General features: G+C 71.1%; 15 protein-coding genes, 1 pseudogene and 1 riboswitch. Of the genes and pseudogenes, 8 read left to right on the top strand and 8 right to left on the bottom strand.

Annotated elements, in window-relative coordinates:
- Positions 1-11: 11 nt before the first annotated feature.
- The 3 genes from murQ to IEZ19_RS23805 all read left to right on the top strand — a co-directional run bounded on the left by murQ (position 12) and on the right by IEZ19_RS23805 (position 1,961).
- A complete protein-coding gene (murQ, locus tag IEZ19_RS23815; RefSeq protein WP_189313311.1) occupies positions 12-947 on the top strand; it encodes an N-acetylmuramic acid 6-phosphate etherase in 936 nt (311 codons plus the stop codon).
- 146 nt (positions 948-1,093) lie between these two features.
- Positions 1,094-1,339, top strand: a complete 246-nt coding sequence (locus IEZ19_RS23810; RefSeq protein ID WP_189313310.1) for a hypothetical protein — start codon at positions 1,094-1,096, stop codon at positions 1,337-1,339.
- A 55-nt stretch (positions 1,340-1,394) separates the two neighbouring features.
- Positions 1,395-1,961: a hypothetical protein gene (locus IEZ19_RS23805; protein ID WP_189313309.1), complete on the top strand. Its 567-nt coding sequence runs from the start codon at positions 1,395-1,397 to the stop codon at positions 1,959-1,961.
- Between the two features lie 455 nt (positions 1,962-2,416).
- On the opposite strand, the pseudogene IEZ19_RS53545 reads toward IEZ19_RS23805, so the two are convergent.
- The 5 genes and pseudogenes from IEZ19_RS53545 to thrC all read right to left on the bottom strand — a co-directional run.
- Positions 2,417-2,809 (bottom strand): annotated as a pseudogene (locus IEZ19_RS53545) (12-oxophytodienoate reductase); the annotation flags it as partial.
- Positions 2,810-3,111: 302 nt separating this feature from the next.
- Positions 3,112-4,734 carry a chaperonin GroEL gene (gene groL / locus IEZ19_RS23795; protein ID WP_189313307.1) on the bottom strand — a complete coding sequence of 541 codons (1,623 nt, stop codon included), beginning with the start codon at positions 4,732-4,734 and terminating at the stop codon, positions 3,112-3,114.
- A gap of 317 nt (positions 4,735-5,051) precedes the next feature.
- Positions 5,052-5,258 carry a cold-shock protein gene (locus IEZ19_RS23790; RefSeq protein WP_019057200.1) on the bottom strand — a complete coding sequence of 69 codons (207 nt, stop codon included), beginning with the start codon at positions 5,256-5,258 and terminating at the stop codon, positions 5,052-5,054.
- Positions 5,259-5,686: 428 nt separating this feature from the next.
- Positions 5,687-5,962 (bottom strand): ubiquitin-like small modifier protein 1, encoded by a 276-nt coding sequence (locus IEZ19_RS23785; RefSeq protein WP_189313306.1) that lies wholly within the window; start codon positions 5,960-5,962, stop codon positions 5,687-5,689.
- Positions 5,959-7,242 carry a threonine synthase gene (gene thrC / locus IEZ19_RS23780; RefSeq protein ID WP_189313305.1) on the bottom strand — a complete coding sequence of 428 codons (1,284 nt, stop codon included), beginning with the start codon at positions 7,240-7,242 and terminating at the stop codon, positions 5,959-5,961. The genes IEZ19_RS23785 and thrC overlap by 4 nt, the downstream gene beginning before the upstream one ends.
- 18 nt (positions 7,243-7,260) lie before the next feature.
- Positions 7,261-7,412, bottom strand: a riboswitch (SAM riboswitch).
- 168 nt (positions 7,413-7,580) lie between these two features.
- On the opposite strand from thrC, the gene IEZ19_RS23775 reads away from it, so the two are divergent.
- On the top strand, positions 7,581-8,525 hold the full coding sequence (locus IEZ19_RS23775; RefSeq protein ID WP_189313304.1) for a glucosyl-3-phosphoglycerate synthase: 945 nt from the start codon (positions 7,581-7,583) through the stop codon (positions 8,523-8,525).
- Positions 8,526-8,609: 84 nt separating this feature from the next.
- On the top strand, positions 8,610-10,043 hold the full coding sequence (locus tag IEZ19_RS23770; protein WP_189313303.1) for an alpha,alpha-trehalose-phosphate synthase (UDP-forming): 1,434 nt from the start codon (positions 8,610-8,612) through the stop codon (positions 10,041-10,043).
- On the opposite strand, the gene otsB is transcribed toward IEZ19_RS23770, so the two are convergent.
- The 3 genes from otsB to IEZ19_RS23755 form a co-directional block, all read right to left on the bottom strand.
- Positions 10,031-10,897, bottom strand: a complete 867-nt coding sequence (gene otsB, locus IEZ19_RS23765; protein WP_189313302.1) for a trehalose-phosphatase — start codon at positions 10,895-10,897, stop codon at positions 10,031-10,033. The genes IEZ19_RS23770 and otsB overlap by 13 nt on opposite strands.
- 252 nt (positions 10,898-11,149) lie before the next feature.
- The gene (locus tag IEZ19_RS23760) at positions 11,150-11,383 is read right to left on the bottom strand and encodes a DUF3263 domain-containing protein (RefSeq protein ID WP_189313301.1); all 234 of its coding nucleotides are present in this window, start codon (positions 11,381-11,383) and stop codon (positions 11,150-11,152) included.
- A gap of 34 nt (positions 11,384-11,417) precedes the next feature.
- Positions 11,418-12,665: an extracellular solute-binding protein gene (locus IEZ19_RS23755; RefSeq protein ID WP_189313300.1), complete on the bottom strand. Its 1,248-nt coding sequence runs from the start codon at positions 12,663-12,665 to the stop codon at positions 11,418-11,420.
- A 129-nt stretch (positions 12,666-12,794) separates the two neighbouring features.
- Here IEZ19_RS23755 and IEZ19_RS23750 point away from each other — a divergent pair, with 129 nt between their 5' ends.
- The 3 genes from IEZ19_RS23750 to IEZ19_RS23740 all read left to right on the top strand — a co-directional run bounded on the left by IEZ19_RS23750 (position 12,795) and on the right by IEZ19_RS23740 (position 15,958).
- A complete protein-coding gene (locus IEZ19_RS23750) occupies positions 12,795-13,754 on the top strand; it encodes an ROK family protein (RefSeq protein ID WP_189313299.1) in 960 nt (319 codons plus the stop codon).
- A complete protein-coding gene (gene nagA / locus IEZ19_RS23745) occupies positions 13,754-14,896 on the top strand; it encodes an N-acetylglucosamine-6-phosphate deacetylase (RefSeq protein ID WP_189313298.1) in 1,143 nt (380 codons plus the stop codon). Before IEZ19_RS23750 ends, nagA begins: the two co-directional genes overlap by 1 nt.
- A 132-nt stretch (positions 14,897-15,028) precedes the next feature.
- Positions 15,029-15,958 (top strand): 1-phosphofructokinase family hexose kinase, encoded by a 930-nt coding sequence (locus IEZ19_RS23740; RefSeq protein WP_189313297.1) that lies wholly within the window; start codon positions 15,029-15,031, stop codon positions 15,956-15,958.
- The last annotated feature ends 2 nt before the right edge of the window (positions 15,959-15,960 follow it).

Below are 15,960 nucleotides of genomic sequence, written 5' to 3'. Positions count from 1 at the left end.
AGTCGCCTTCTATGAGCCCCATGTCCGAACCCCGTGGTCTCCGCGCCGAGTTGGAGCAGCTGACCACCGAAGCCTTCCGTCCCGAACTCGCCGAGATCGACCGGCTTCCCACGCTCGACATCGCGCAGCTCATGAACGGCGAGGACGCGGGCGTGGCCGACGCCGTCGCCCGGCGGCTGCCTGAGATCGCCGCCGCGATCGACGCGATCGCCGACCGTATGGCGCGCGGCGGGCGGCTGATCTACGCGGGCGCCGGCACCGCGGGCCGCCTCGGTGTGCTGGACGCGTCCGAGTGCCCGCCCACCTTCAACACCGACCCCTCGCAGGTCGTCGGCCTCATCGCGGGCGGGCCGGAGGCGATGGTGACGTCCGTCGAAGGCGCCGAGGACTCCAAGGAGCTGGCCCGGGACGACCTCGACGCGCTGGGGCTGGCACCCCTCGACACGGTGGTCGGCATCTCCGCGTCGGGGCGCACGCCGTACGCGATCGGTGCCGTCGAGCATGCGCGTGCCCTGGGCGCCCTGACCGTCGGACTGGCGTGCAACGACGGCAGCGCGCTCGCGGCTGCCGCCGAGCACGGCGTGGAGATCGTGGTGGGTCCGGAACTGCTCACCGGCTCCACCCGCCTGAAGGCCGGCACGGCGCAGAAGCTGGTCCTCAACATGCTGTCGACGATCACGATGATCCGGCTCGGCAAGACGTACGGCAACCTGATGGTCGACGTACGCGCCTCGAACGACAAGCTCCGCGCCCGCTCCCGCCGCATCGTCGCCCTGGCCACGGGAGCGACGGACGAGGAGATCGAGCGGGCGCTGACGGAAACGGGCGGCGAGGTGAAGAACGCGATCCTGGTCATCCTGGCGCGGGTCGACGGTCCGACGGCGGCACGGCTGCTGGCGGAGTCGGGAGGACACTTGCGGGCGGCGCTGGTGACGGCGGTGGGGTGACGGCGGAACACCTGCGAGCGGCGCCGGTGGTGGCGGGGGACGGTGTCGGGAGGTGGCGGGGGACGGTCCGGCGGCGGGGGCGCGGTTCCGCTGCTCAGCGGCGCCGCCCACCGTGACACCGTGACCGGTCTCTTCGTTGCCCGGGCATGATGAACAAGCTGCTCGCCGTCGTCGCCCTCGCAACCCCCGTCGCCGCCCTGGCCGTTCCCGCTCACGCCTCCGACGAGTGGACCGCCGCCGACACCGCCGCGTGTGTCGGGGATCTGGCCGTCGCTCCGGTGGTCCGGAGTGTCCCGCCCGCGTCTCTGCGGCCCGCACCCGGTGCCGTGCGGTCCTGTGGCGAGGGGAGCCTGATCCACCACGGCCCCGGTACGAATGCACCGCGCGGCTGACACCATGGGCGAGGACATCGTTGACGGAACCTGTTCGCGAACGGAGCCCCGCGCCGTGAACCACGCCCAACTGACCGCCCTCGGCCGTGCGCTGCGGCTCATCGGTGAGCACGGGGAAGCCCTCACCGCCGACTCACCGGACACCAAGCTGCGCGAGGTGCGGGCCGATCTGCAGCGTGCCCTGGACCTGCTGGACGAGAGCGTCACCTCGGGCGCCGTCACCACGCGCTGCCCGGAGCATCCGAGCGGTCCCGTCGACGAGAGCGCCCAGGATCTCTGTCTGCTGTGCGAGACCCGGCGGCGGGCCGCTCGCCGCGCCGAGTTCAACGGGGCCCGGCGTCCCGCGGCCACCGAGCCCGCCCCGTCCCGTTACGGCGGCCGCTCCGACCGGCCGCAGCCCCAGCAGCGCTGGCTGCCGGAGCTGTGGAACGGGCGGGAGTGGCAGTTGTGCGGTACGCCGAGGCGGGACCGGCAGGAGGCCGAGCTCTATCTCGCCGCCCAGCGTCGCGGGCCGCGGCCCGCGACGGCCTACCGGCTCGTGCACGAGTTCACCGACTACGAGGTGCTGCGGGTCTGGGGCACCCCCGTGCACATCGACATCGAGCCGCTCGGCAACCTCTAGCGCTGTGACCGGAAAGGTTCACCGGCTCGCGACGCCCGGCAAACCCTCCCGGCCACAGCACTGGCGCTCCGCAGACGGCTCAGCTCAGCGTCTTCAGCGCCGCCGCGTCGAACGGCGCCAGCTCGTCGAACCGGTCGGCAAGGACCTTCGCCGCCCACTCGGGGTCCTGGAGCAGCGCGCGGCCGACGGCCACCAGGTCGAACTCCTCCGTCTCCAGCCGGTCGAGGAGGTTGTCGATGCCCTTGACCTGTGCGCCCTCGCCCTGGAAGCCCTTGATGAATTCGCCGTCGAGGCCGACCGAGCCGACAGTGACGACGGGCTTGCCGGTCAGCTTCTTCGTCCAGCCCGCGAGGTTGAGGTCGGAGCCCTCGAACTCGGGGAGCCAGTAGCGGCGTGAGACAGCCGTGCGCGCCGTGCAGCTCCACGCCGTCGAAGCCGATGCGTTCCGCGGCGGCCGCGGCCTCGGCGAACGCGCCGATGACGGCGTCCAGATCGGCCCGGGTCATCGCCTTGCCGGTGCCCTCGGTGCCGTCGACGCGCAGCCCGGAGGGTCCGACTGCGGGGGGCGTCGGCGAACGGCGGCCGGCCCTGCTTGCGGACCATACCGATGTGCCACAGCTGCGGCACGATCGTGCCGCAGGCCGCGTGCACGCCCTCGGCGACCTTCGCCCGCCTGCCGGCTGCTCCTCGCCGTGGAACCGCGGGACTCGGTCGCTCTGCCCGGCCGACTCGTGGCCGACGTACGTGCCCTCGGTGACGATCAGACCCACACCCGCGGCGGCACGGCGGGCGTAGTACGACACCACGTCCTCGCCGGGGATGCCGCCCGGCGAGAACTGACGGTGCATCGCGGCCATCACGATCCGGTCGGGGACCGTGAGCCCGTTCAGCGCGATCGGACGGGAGAGGATCTGGGCCGCGCGGGAGGCGTGGTGGCGGTCACGTGGGCGCTCCTCGAGACAACTCGGGCTGTTGACGGGCGGACGGTATGTGCATGCGCATCGACCGCCCTTCCAACGGCAGCCCCGTGTCCCTCTCCCGCATTCCACGCCCCACCCGGCCTCCGTGCTCCCGGACACGCCCGAGGGCGGCACCCCCTGCCGGAACAGGGAGTGCCGCCCTCGGAAAGGACAGGCTGATCCGGGTGGGATCAGAAGTCCATGTCACCGCCCGGCATGCCGCCCGGAGCGGCCGCGGCGGCCTTCTCCGGCTTGTCGGCGATGACGGCCTCGGTGGTGAGGAACAGCGCGGCGATGGAGGCGGCGTTCTGCAGGGCAGAGCGGGTCACCTTCGCCGGGTCGATGATGCCTTCCTTGACCAGGTCGACGTACTCACCGGTCGCGGCGTTCAGGCCGTGGCCCGGGGTCAGGTTGCGCACCTTCTCCACCACGACACCGCCCTCGAGGCCGGCGTTGACGGCGATCTGCTTCAGCGGGGCCTCGAGCGCGAGCTTCACGGCCTGGGCGCCGGTCGCCTCGTCACCCTCGAGCTCCAGCTTCTCGAAGACCTGGGAGGCCTGCAGCAGGGCCACGCCACCACCGGCGACGATGCCCTCCTCGACGGCCGCCTTGGCGTTGCGGACGGCGTCCTCGATGCGGTGCTTGCGCTCCTTGAGCTCGACCTCGGTGGCGGCACCGGCCTTGATGACGGCCACGCCACCGGCCAGCTTCGCCAGACGCTCCTGGAGCTTCTCGCGGTCGTAGTCGGAGTCCGACTGCTCGATCTCGGCGCGGATCTGGTTCACACGGCCCGCGACCTGCTCGGAGGAGCCGGCACCGTCGACGATGGTGGTCTCGTCCTTGGTGATGACGACCTTGCGGGCCTTGCCCAGGAGGTCCAGGGAGGTGTTCTCGAGCTTGAGACCGACCTCCTCGGAGATGACCTCGCCGCCGGTGAGGATGGCGATGTCGTTCAGCATCGCCTTGCGGCGGTCGCCGAAGCCCGGGGCCTTGACCGCGACGGACTTGAAGGTGCCGCGGATCTTGTTGACGACCAGGGTCGACAGGGCCTCGCCCTCGACGTCCTCGGCGATGATCAGCAGCGGCTTGCCCGACTGCATGACCTTCTCGAGGAGCGGGAGCAGGTCCTTGACGGAGCCGATCTTGGAGTTGGCGATGAGGATGTACGGGTCGTCGAGCGACGCCTCCATCCGCTCCATGTCGGTGGCGAAGTAGGCCGAGATGTAGCCCTTGTCGAAGCGCATGCCCTCGGTGAGCTCGAGCTCGAGACCGAAGGTCTGCGACTCCTCGACGGTGATGACGCCTTCCTTGCCGACCTTGTCCATGGCCTCGGCGATGAGCTCGCCGATCTGGGTGTCGGCGGCGGAGATGGAGGCCGTGGAGGCGATCTGCTCCTTGGTCTCGACGTCCTTGGCCTGCTCGAGCAGGGCGGCGGAGACGGCCTCTACGGCCTTCTCGATACCGCGCTTGAGGGCCATCGGGTTGGCGCCGGCGGCGACGTTGCGCAGGCCCTCCTTGACCAGGGCCTGGGCGAGCACGGTCGCGGTGGTCGTACCGTCACCGGCGACGTCGTCCGTCTTCTTGGCGACTTCCTTGACCAGCTCGGCGCCGATCTTCTCGTACGGGTCCTCGAGCTCGATCTCCTTGGCGATGGAGACACCATCGTTGGTGATCGTGGGAGCGCCCCACTTCTTCTCGAGGACGACGTTGCGGCCCTTGGGGCCGAGCGTCACCTTCACGGCGTCCGCGAGCTGGTTCATGCCGCGCTCGAGGCCGCGCCGCGCCTCCTCGTCGAACGCGATGATCTTGGCCATGTGAAGTGGTCCCTCCAGGACTGGGGGTGATTCCTTCGGACCGCGCCCGCGCCCGCGACGGACGGCTCACCAGCCTCGTGGTTCCTTGCCCCACCGGCCGGCGGGCCTCACCGACCCGGTCCTTCATTGTCACTCTCACCTTCAGAGTGCTAACGCCAATGATTAGCACTCGGGCATGCCGAGTGCAAGCGGCTCGAGGGGATCCGCAGGTGAGCAGCGACGTCGCCGGACCCGGGCAGGACGAAGGGCCCGCACCCCTGGAGGTACGGGCCCTTCGAAGACGAACGGTAGTACGTCGCTGTCAGTCGACGCGTGCTTCAGCTGGTCGCCAGCCGGACCATGTCCGCCTGCGGACCCTTCTGGCCCTGCGAGATCTCGAAATCGACCCGCTGCCCCTCCTCCAGGGTGCGGTATCCGTCCATCTGGATCGCGCTGTAGTGGACGAAAACATCCGCACCACCGTCGACCGCGATGAAGCCGTACCCCTTCTCCGCGTTGAACCACTTGACGGTGCCCTGAGCCATGCCTAACTCCCCTATTACTGGCCCTTGCACAGATCCGCACTTCGCGGATCCGGGTCAGACCTCACCCCCCAAGGTGGGGGCGTGCGCCGGAACGCGTCGACCGCGGCTGAATGTATCTGTCCAACTGCCGTCTGCAACAGGTCAATCGGACGAGAAATCTGGACGGCAAGGGTCGGAAATCTGCCAAGAATTCGCCTGAATTCCGGTCAAGTCGGACCCCGCGAAAGGCGCAAAAGCCGCGAATAGCCCACACACTTTGGCTACTTCTTGTCGGGCTCGCGGAATGTTTCCAGGGCTTCCGACCCGCAGATCGGCGGCGCTTTCCCCAACTGTACCTCGCTCAACCCCACTGAATTGCCCCCTCCGCTTCTCTCACGGAGGGGGCAATCGGATGAACAGTCGGTAACCGGGATTACCGAAGGTAATTGTCAGCCGCCGGCGACAGCCGGGATGATCGAGACGCCCGCGCCGTCCGGGGTGACGGTCTCCAGACCCTGCTCGAAGCGCACGTCGTCGTCGTTGACGTACACGTTGACGAACCGGCGCAGCTTGCCCTGGTCGTCCAGCACCCGGGCGGCGATGCCGGTGTGGTTCTTCTCCAGGTCGGCGATGACGTCGCCGAGAGTCGCACCCTCGGCGGCGACTTCGGCCTGACCGCCCGTGTAGGTACGCAGGATGGTGGGGATGCGAACGGTCACGCTCATGCGAGGCCAGCCTCTCGGAAGGAGTCCAGGTTGGGGCGGATGGTCGCGGTCAGGCCGGTGCCGGCCACCGCGTCCAGGGTCTTGAGGCCGTCGCCCGTGTTGAGCACGACGGTCGTCTTCGTCGGGTCCAGTACGCCGTTCTCGATGAGCTTGCGCGTCACGCCCACCGTCACGCCACCCGCCGTCTCCGCGAAGATTCCCTCGGTGCGGGCCAAAAGCTTGATCGCGTCGACGATCTGGTCGTCCGTCACGTCCTCCACGGCCCCGGCGGTGCGGCGCGCGATGTCGAGGACGTACGGGCCGTCGGCCGGGTTGCCGATGGCGAGGGACTTGGCGATGGTGTCCGGCTTCTGCGGCCGGACCACGTCGTGGCCCTCCTTGAAGGCCACCGACACCGGCGAGCAGCCCTCGGCCTGTGCGCCGAAGATCTTGTACGGCTTGTCCTCGACCAGCCCGAGCTGGATCAGCTCCTTCAGGCCCTTGTCGATCTTCGTGAGCTGGGAGCCGGAGGCGATCGGCACCACGATCTGGTCGGGCAGCCGCCAGCCGAGTTGCTCGCAGATCTCGTACGCCAGGGTCTTGGAGCCCTCCGCGTAGTACGGCCGCAGGTTGACGTTGACGAAGCCCCAGCCCTCGCCGGCCGGGTCGCCGATCAGCTCGGAGCAGAAGCGGTTCACGTCGTCGTAGTTGCCCTCGATGCCGACGAGGTCACCGCCGTAGATCGCGGCCATGACGACCTTGCCCTGCTCCAGGTCGTGCGGGATGAACACGCAGGAGCGGAAGCCGGCGCGGGCGGCGGCGGCGCCGACGGCACCGGCCAGGTTGCCCGTCGAGGAGCAGGAGAGGGTGGTGAAGCCGAAGGCGCGGGCGGCCTCGATGGCCTGGGCGACGACGCGGTCCTTGAAGGAGTGCGTCGGGTTGCCGGAGTCGTCCTTCACGTACAGCCCGCCGGTCACGCCGAGTTCGCGGGCGAGGTTGTCGGCCTTGACGAGCTTGGTCCAGCCGGGGTTGATGTTCGGCTTGTCGGCCACGTCGGCGGGGACGGGCAGCAGCGGCGCGTAACGCCAGATGTTCGCGGGACCCGACTCGATCTTCTTGCGCAGTTCCTCGGTTTCGTACGCCGAGAAGTCGTACGCGATCTCGAGCGGGCCGAAACACTCCTCGCAGGCGAACACCGGTCCGAGCGGCACCCGGTGGCCGCACTCCCGGCAGCTCAGGGCGGCTGCGGGGCCGAGGTCCACCGTGGGGTTCGTGGTGCTTTCAACAGTCTGCACAGCCATGTGAGGCGAGGCCCTTTCTCCTCATCTTCCTCACGACGCATCTCGCCGTGAGACGGATTTGGCACCTTCCCTAGCCGGGAGCCTCGCGAGCGATCAGTGATCTACGAGAACCGGCTGGAGGGTTGCCGGGGCTTCATCGGGCCGTGTCCCTCTGCCCCTCTGGATGAGCTGTATGCGGTTGTGGACGCCGGCGACCCCCGACATGCGATGGTCATCGGCGTTGTTCAAGACTGTAACCGAAGGCCAGGACAGTTGAGATAGACGTCCGAACCGCGAGATTGATCACAGGGTCACCAGGGGTGATCGCGAGTGATCACGACAGTGAGGAGCCGCTGACTGTGCTGGAAGAAGTCGAGCGCTGGCTGGCCACCCGCTCCTGGTCCGTGACCGACCGACCGCTCCACAGAATCCTGGCCGCGAAACAGCGCACGGGCCAGTCGGTGTCCGTGGTGCTGCCCGCGCTCAACGAGGAGGAGACGGTCGGCGACATCGTCGCGGTCATCCGTCACGACCTCATGCAAAAGGTCCCGCTGGTGGACGAGATCGTCGTCGTCGACTCGGGCTCCACCGACCGCACCTCCGAGGTGGCCGCCGCCGCGGGCGCCCGGGTCGTCCACCGCGACGAGATCCTGCCGCGCCTGCCCGCCGTCCCCGGCAAGGGCGAGGTCCTGTGGCGCTCGCTGCTGGTCACCACCGGCGACATCGTCTGTTTCGTCGACGCCGACCTGAAGGAGTTCTCCTCCGACTTCGTCTCCGGGATCGTGGGCCCGCTGCTCACCGACCCGGACGTGCACCTGGTCAAGGCGATGTACGACCGCCCGCTCGACGGGGCGGCGGGACAGGGCGGCCGGGTCACCGAGCTGATGGCGCGCCCGCTGCTGAACATGCACTGGCCGCAGCTGGCCGGCTTCGTGCAGCCGCTCGGCGGCGAGTACGCGGCCCGCCGCTCGCTGCTGGAACAGCTGCCGTTCCCGGTCGGGTACGGCGTCGAGCTGGGCATGCTGGTCGACGCGCTGCACCTGGTGGGGCTCGACGCGCTGGCCCAGGTCGACGTCGGTGTGCGCAAGCACCGGCACCAGGACGGGCAGGCGCTGGGCCGGATGGCCGCCGCGATCTACCGCACGGCGCAGCTGAGGCTGGCCCGCGGGCATCTCATCCGGCCCTCCCTCACCCAGTTCGAGCGGGGCGAGGACGGGTTCGAGCCGCGTACGTACTCGGTGGACACCGAGGAGCGGCCACCCATGACGGAGATTGCGGAGTACGTCGCGCGCCGGGTCGCATGACCCGCCGGAGAACGGCTGTACACGGCCCCCTCGTGGGGTGGAGCGTACGTTTGAGCGTTTCCGGGCCGGGCTAGGTTGAGGCTTATGGCTTCCACCCACGGTGCTGAGGTGCTGGTCGCGTCCAACCGCGGCCCGGTTTCGTACGAGGTGCGCGAGGACGGCTCGCTGCATGCCAAGCGGGGTGGCGGCGGGCTGGTCTCCGGGCTGTCGGCCATCGGGCCGCACACGGACGCCGTGTGGGTGTGCGCCGCGCTGAGCGACGCCGACCGGGAGGCCGTGCGCCGCTCGCCCGGCGGCCGGTGCCTGTCCCTGGACGCGACCGGCGGTCAGCAGGTTCGGATGCTGGACATCGACGCGACGGTCCATTCCGACGCCTACAACGGGATCGCCAACTCCGTGCTGTGGTTCGTCCACCACATGCTGTACCAGACCCCGCTGGAGCCGGTCTTCGACGCGGAGTTCCGCCGCCAGTGGGCGTCGTACCAGGCCTACAACCGGGCCTTCGCCGAGGCGCTGGCCGAGGAGGCGGCCGAGGACGCGGCGGTGATGATCCAGGACTACCACCTGGCGCTGGCCCCGCGGATGCTCCGGCAGTTGCGGCCCGACCTGCGCATCGGCCACTTCTCGCACACGCCCTGGGCGCCGCCGGACTACTTCCGGCTGCTGCCTGACGACATCGCGGCCGAGCTGCTCGGCGGGATCCTCGGGGCGGACCGGGCGGCGTTCCTCACCCGGCGCTGGGCGGACGCGTTCACCGACTGCTGTCACGCCGTGCTCGGGCCGGGCATCCCGTCCGGCACGCGCATCGGGGTGCACGGGCTGGGCGCGGACGCGGACTTTCTGCGGGGGCGCTCGCACGAGCCGGACGTCGACGAGCGGATGGCGGCGCTGCGGGCGGAGATCGGTGCCGGCCGGAAGACCGTCGTGCGGGTCGACCGGACCGAGCTGTCGAAGAACATCGTGCGCGGGCTGCTGGCGTACCGGCAGCTGCTCGAGGACCGTCCGGAGTGGCGCGAGCGGGTCGTGCACGTGGCGTTCGCCTATCCCTCGCGGCAGGATCTGGCCGTCTACCGGGAGTACACGACCGAGGTGCAGCAGGTGGCCGACGAGATCAACTCCCGTTACGGAACGGTGGGTTGGACGCCGGTGGTGCTGCACGTCAAGGACGACTTCGCGCGGTCGCTGGCCGCGTACCGCCTCGCGGACGTGGCCCTCGTCAACCCCATCCGGGACGGCATGAACCTCGTCGCCAAGGAGATCCCGGTCGTCTCCGACGAGGGCTGCGTCCTGGTCCTCTCCCGGGAGGCCGGTGCCCACGAGGAGCTGGGCGAGGACGCGATCACGGTCAACCCGTACGACGTCGTCGGCACGGCGAACGCCCTGCACCAGGCGCTGACCATGCCGCAGGACGAGCGCGCCGAACGCACCAAGCGGCTCGTCGCCGCGGCCACGGCGTTGCCTCCGGCGCAGTGGTTCCTGGACCAGCTGCACGCGCTGGACCCTCACTACTCCAGCTGAGCGGCCAGTCCCCTCAGCAGGGCCACGACCCCGGCCGGGCCGTCCACCACGATGTCCGCTCGTTCCGCCAGTTCCGTGACCTCCGTGCTGCCGCTGCACACCAGCAGGCCCGGGATGCCGTCCGAGCGGAGTTTGCCGACCGCCGCGTAGGCGGAGAGGTCGCCCAGGTCGTCGCCGGCGTAGAGCACCGATTCGGCGTCAGTGGCGCGGACGTGGTCCAGGAGCGCCACGCCCTTGTCCATGCCCGGGGGACGGAGTTCCAGGACCAGGCGGCCAGGTTCGACGATCAGGCCGTGACGGGTGGCGAGGTCGGTGAGGGGAGCGCGGAGGGCCTCGAAGGCGGCCTGGGGGTCGTCGGCACGGCGGGTGTGGACGGCGACGGCGCGGCCCTTCTCCTCGATCCAGGTGCCGTGCCAGGCGCCGACGCCGTCGAGGAAGCCGGGCAGTTCGGCGCGTACGGCGGCGACGCCGGGGTGCGGGGCGGGGGCGGTGACGGTGCCGGTGGCCGCGTCCCAGCGTTCGGCGCCGTAGTGGCCGAGGACGACGAGGTGTTCCAGGCCGGGGACGTCGGCGAAGCCGCCGTAGCGGACGGCCACCACGGCCGGGCGGCCGGTGACCACCGCGACCGAGGCCACTTTCGGGGCGAGGGCGGCGAGGGCGGGGACGGCGTCCGGGTGAGCGCGGGCCTGGTCGGGGTCCGGGACGATCGGCGCCAGCGTTCCGTCGAAGTCGAGGCCGATCACGGCGGTGCGGGGCCGGGCGAGCAGGGCCGCGAGGCCCTCACGTCCCGCCGGGGTGGCCGGGGTCGGCAAGGGGTCCATGGGGTCGGTCGAGTCCGTCGTACGGTTGCCCATACGGCGACCCTATCCAGGCGGGCCCGGGAGCACGCGCGGTGACGCAGGCCGGCCGGATCTCGGCGCTCGCCCACAACCCGTCCCACGCACCCGCGCACTCAAGCCCCGCCACCAGCCGCCCAGAACTCAAGCACCCGCCCACGGCAGCGCGTGAACCCGCAGCACACACCACTGCCCAGGCCGGCCCTGCCCTCGGCACCCGCCGCACCGAGCGGGCCGGACGGGCGGCGGCGCGGGCCCGCCGGATCCGGCTCAGCGCTGCGTGCGGCGCGTCTCGCGGACCCGGCGCAGGCGGTTCACCGTCACCGGGTCGTGGGCGAGGGCGCGCTCGTCGTCGAGCAGGGCGTTCAGGAGCTGGTAGTAGCGCACGGGGGCCAGGCCCAACTCCTCGCGTATCGCCCGCTCCTTCGCGCCGGGGCCCGCGAAGCCGCGGCGCTCCAGCGCGAGGATGGCCTGTTCGCGTCGGCCCAGCTCGTCCGGTTCCATGCTCCGAACGGTAGCGCCGAGCGCCGACAGCGGATCAGCTCGAGGCGCTGCTGTCGGCCGTGGTGGCTGTGGCCTGGATACGGCCGAGGACGTCGGCGGGGCTGCCGCCCGGCGCGACGGCCTGGCCGATGGTCTTCTTGATGTCGGCGCTGACCACGGCCCAGGAGGTCTTGCCGACCGGGTACAGCTCGGCGGTGGTGAGCTGGTCGAGGAAGGCGTGCAGGTCCTTGTCCTGGGAGTCCTGGGACATGGCGTCGGAGGCCGAGCCGGTGACCGGCAGGAGGCCGTACTCGTGCGAGAAGGCGAGGACGTTCTTCTCGTCGTAGACGAAGTTCAGGAAGTCGCCGATCTGCTTGGCGTGGCCGTTCTCCTTGAAGGCCATCATCCAGTCGGCGACGCCCATCGCGGCCTTGGCCTCGCCGGTGCGGCCGGGCATCGGCACCATGCCGAACTTCACGCCATTCTTGGCGGCCTGCCGCATCAGCGCGGGGTGCCCGTTGACCATGCCGACCCGGCCGTTCGCGAACGCGGCGAAGGCGTCGGCGCGGTTGAGCTTCCCGGGCGCGACCGGGCCGGTGAGGCCCTTGGTGACGAGGTCGTCCTTGAGCCAGTCGAAGGTCTGGACGTTCTGCGCGGAGTCGATGGTGTAGGTGCCGATGGTGTCGGTGTAGCCGTCGCCGCCGCTGAGCAGCCACTGCATGGTCTCGGCCTGCGCCTCCTCGGAGCCGAGGGGCAGCGCGTACGGGTACTCGACGCCCTGGTCCTTGAGCGCCCTCGCGTCGGCGGCGAGCTGGTCCCAGGTGGTGGGCGGGGTGATGCCGGCCTCGGCGAAGAGGGTCTTGTTGTAGAAGAGGACGCGCGTGGAGGCGGCGAAGGGGATGCCGTACTGGACGTGGTTGACCTGACCCGCCTCGGCGAGCCGGGACAGGAAGTCGGCCTGCACGGGTATGGAGAGCAGGTCGGAGGCCTCGTAGAGCTTGCCCTCGGCCGCGTAGTCGGCGTAGGCGCCGATCTGGGCCAGGTCGGGCGCCTTGCCGGCGTCGACCATCTCCTTGACCTTGCTGTCGACGTCGTTCCATGAGTAGACGCTGACGTCGACCTTCACGTCGGGGTGCGTGTCCTCGTACTGCTCGACCAGCTTGTCCCAGTACTTCTGGGAGCTGCCTGCGGCCGAGTCGCCGTAGTCGGCGGCGACGAGTCTGAGGGTCACGTCCGAGGACCCCGTGCTCCCACAGCCGCCGAGGACCGCCGTCATGCCCAGTGCGGACACCACCGCGATCATTCCTGCCCTACGCCGACCCACCGTGTACCGCCCCGCCCTGTTGTCTTTCGTTCAATCCGTGGACTCGCAAGGTCTACACCACCCTAGTGGACTAGACCTCTTGCGGGTCTGAGGTCCACACTGTTCCCCGTGAGACATGTCATCGCCCTCGACGTGGGCGGCACCGGGATGAAGGCCGCCCTCATCGACGGCGGCGGCGTCCTGCTGCATCAGGGCCGCCGGGCGACCGGGCGGGAACGTGGGCCCGACGCCGTGATCCGGAGCATCGTGGAGTACGCCGTCGAACTGCGCGCGTACGGCGCGGAGCACTTCGGCGAGCCCGCCGCCGCCCTCGGCGTCGCCGTCCCCGGCATCGTCGACGAGACGGACGGCATCGCCGCCTACTCGGCCAACCTGGGCTGGCGCGACGTACCCCTGCGCGACCTGCTCGCCGAGCGGCTCGGCGTCCCGGTCGCGCTCGGCCACGACGTGCGCACCGGCGGGCTGGCGGAGGGCCGGATCGGCGCGGGCCGGGGCGCGGACCGCTTCCTGTTCGTGCCGCTGGGCACCGGGATCGCCGGCGCGATCGGCATCGACGGCCGGGTGGAGGCGGGCGCGCACGGCTTCGCGGGCGAGATCGGCCACATCGTCGTACGGCCCGGCGGCGCCCCGTGTCCGTGCGGGCAGATCGGCTGCCTGGAGCGGTACGCCTCCGCGGCAGCCGTCAGCGAGGCGTGGGCCGCGGCCTCGGGTGACCCGGAGGCCGACGCGGCCGACTGCGCGAAGGCCGTCATGTCCGGGGACCCGAACGCCGTCCGGGTGTGGCAGGAGGCGGTGGACGCACTCGCCGACGGCCTGGTCACCGCGCTCACCCTGCTGGATCCGCGCACGCTCATCATCGGCGGCGGGCTGGCCGAGGCGGGCGACACCCTGTTCGCGCCGCTGCGGGACGCCGTCCGGCGCCGCGTGACCTTCCAGAAACTCCCGACGATCGTCCCCGCCGCCCTCGGGGACACCGCCGGCTGCCTGGGCGCCGGACTGCTCGCCCGGGATCTCCTCGAACCCACTGACGTTCTCGAACCCACTGACCCTTCGGAGGTAACCGCCTGATGGCCCACACCAAGGTTTTCGCCGGTGCCCGGGTGGTACTGCCCACCGGGATCGTGGACGACGGGCGCGTGATCGTCGAGGGGACGCGGATCGCGGGCTCCGCGCCCGAGCATGCCGAGGTCGTCGACGTGCGCGGGCACTGGCTGGTGCCCGGCTTCGTCGACCTGCACAACCACGGCGGCGGCGGCGCGTCCTTCTCCGGCACCGCCGACGAGGTCCAGAAGGCCATCCGCGCGCACCGGCTGCACGGCACCACCACCCTCGTCGCCTCCACCGTCACCGACGACATGGACTTCCTGGTCCAGCAGGCCGGGCTGCTGAGCGAGCTGGCCGAGCAGGGCGACATCGCCGGCATCCACTTCGAGGGCCCGTTCATCTCGCCGTGCCGCAAGGGCGCCCACTCCGAGGAACTGCTGCGCGACCCGGACCCGGCGGAGGTGCGCAAGTTGATCGACGCGGCGCGCGGCCGGGCGAAGATGGTCACCCTCGCCACCGAACTGCCGGGCGGCATCGAGTCCGTACGGCTGCTGGCCGAACACGGGGTCATCGCCGCCGTCGGGCACACGGACGCGACGTACGAGCAGACGGTGGAGGCGATCGACGCGGGCGCGACCGTCGCGACGCACCTCTTCAACGCCATGCCCACCCTCGGCCACCGCTCCCCGGGCCCGGTCGCCGCGCTCCTCGAGGACGAGCGGGTCACGGTCGAGCTGATCAACGACGGCACGCATCTGCACCCGGCCGCCCTGGAGCTGGCGTTCCGGCACGCGGGCGCGGGGCGGGTCGCGCTCATCACCGACGCGATGGACGCGGCCGGCATCGGCGACGGCCGCTACATGCTCGGCCCGCTGGAGGTCGAGGTCAGCGAGGGCGTGGCCCGGCTGGTGCACGGCGGCTCGATCGCGGGCTCGACGCTGACGCTGGACCGCGCGTTCAAGCGGGCGGTGACCGTCGACCGGCTGCCGGTGGAGGACGTGGTGGCGGCCCTGTGCGCCAACCCGGCCCGGCTGCTGGGCATGGCCGACCAGGTCGGCTCCCTGGAGCCCGGCCGGTTCGCCGACCTCGTCCTCCTCGACGAGAACTTCGACCTCAAGGGCGTGATGCGGCACGGCGATTGGGTGGTCGCTCCCCAACTGTCCTGATCCGTCCCCTCAGTAGAGACGCCGCGAAGAGACGGCGACCGACCCGTGGTCTGGGCCGGTCGCCGTCTCTTTGGCATGATCGGGGCGCGAACGCATGGACAGCACACGGACTTTCGAGGGAGGTCGGCCCGGGTGATCCTCACGGTCACACTGAACACCGCTCTCGACCTCACCTATCGCGTACGGTCCCTGCGGCCGCACGCCTCGCACCGCGTCTCCGAGGTCGTCGAACGGCCCGGTGGCAAGGGCGTGAACGTGGCCCGGGTGCTCGCGGCGCTCGGCCACGAGGTGACGGTCACCGGGTTCGCGGGCGGCGGTACCGGACGTGAGGTGCGGGAGCGGCTCGCGGGGACGCCGGGGCTGGTGGACGCGCTGGTTCCGGTGGGCGCCCCGACGCGGCGCACCATCGCCGTGGTGGACGAGCGCACGGGTGACACGACCCAGCTCAACGAGCCCGGTCCGCAGGTGACTTCGGGCGAGTGGGCCACCTTCCAGGGGTCGTACGAGGATCTCCTGGGCGCGGCCTCGGCGGTGGCCCTGTGCGGAAGTCTGCCGCCGGGAGTGCCCGTCGGCGCCTACGCGGGGCTCATACGGACCGCGCGGGCGGCCGGTGTCCCGGTGCTCCTGGACACCAGCGGGGAGCCGCTGCGGCGCGGGATGGCGGCCCGCCCGGACATCGTGAAGCCGAACGCCGAGGAACTCGCCGAACTCACCGGCTCCCACGAGCCGTTGCGCGCGGCCCGGGACGCCCGGCGGCGCGGTGCCCACGCGGTGGTCGCCTCCCTGGGCGCGGAAGGCCTGCTCGCCCACACCCCCGAGGGCCGCTGGCGGGCCGCCCCGCCCGCACCCCTGCACGGCAATCCGACCGGCGCGGGCGACTCGGCGGTCGCGGGCCTGCTGTCGGGGCTGGCGGAGCGGCTGCCCTGGCCCGAGCGGCTGGCACGCGCGGTCGCCCTGTCGGCGGCGACCGTACTGGCGCCCACGGCGGGCGAGTTCGACCGCGCGGCCTACGAGGAGCTGCTGGGCCGGGTCGCGGTGACCGGAGAGGTCAGCGCCGCGTGAGC

The organism is Streptomyces brasiliensis (genome assembly GCF_014647875.1).
GTDB lineage: Bacteria > Actinomycetota > Actinomycetes > Streptomycetales > Streptomycetaceae > Streptomyces > Streptomyces brasiliensis.
This window is presented reverse-complemented; position numbering and strand designations above follow the sequence as displayed.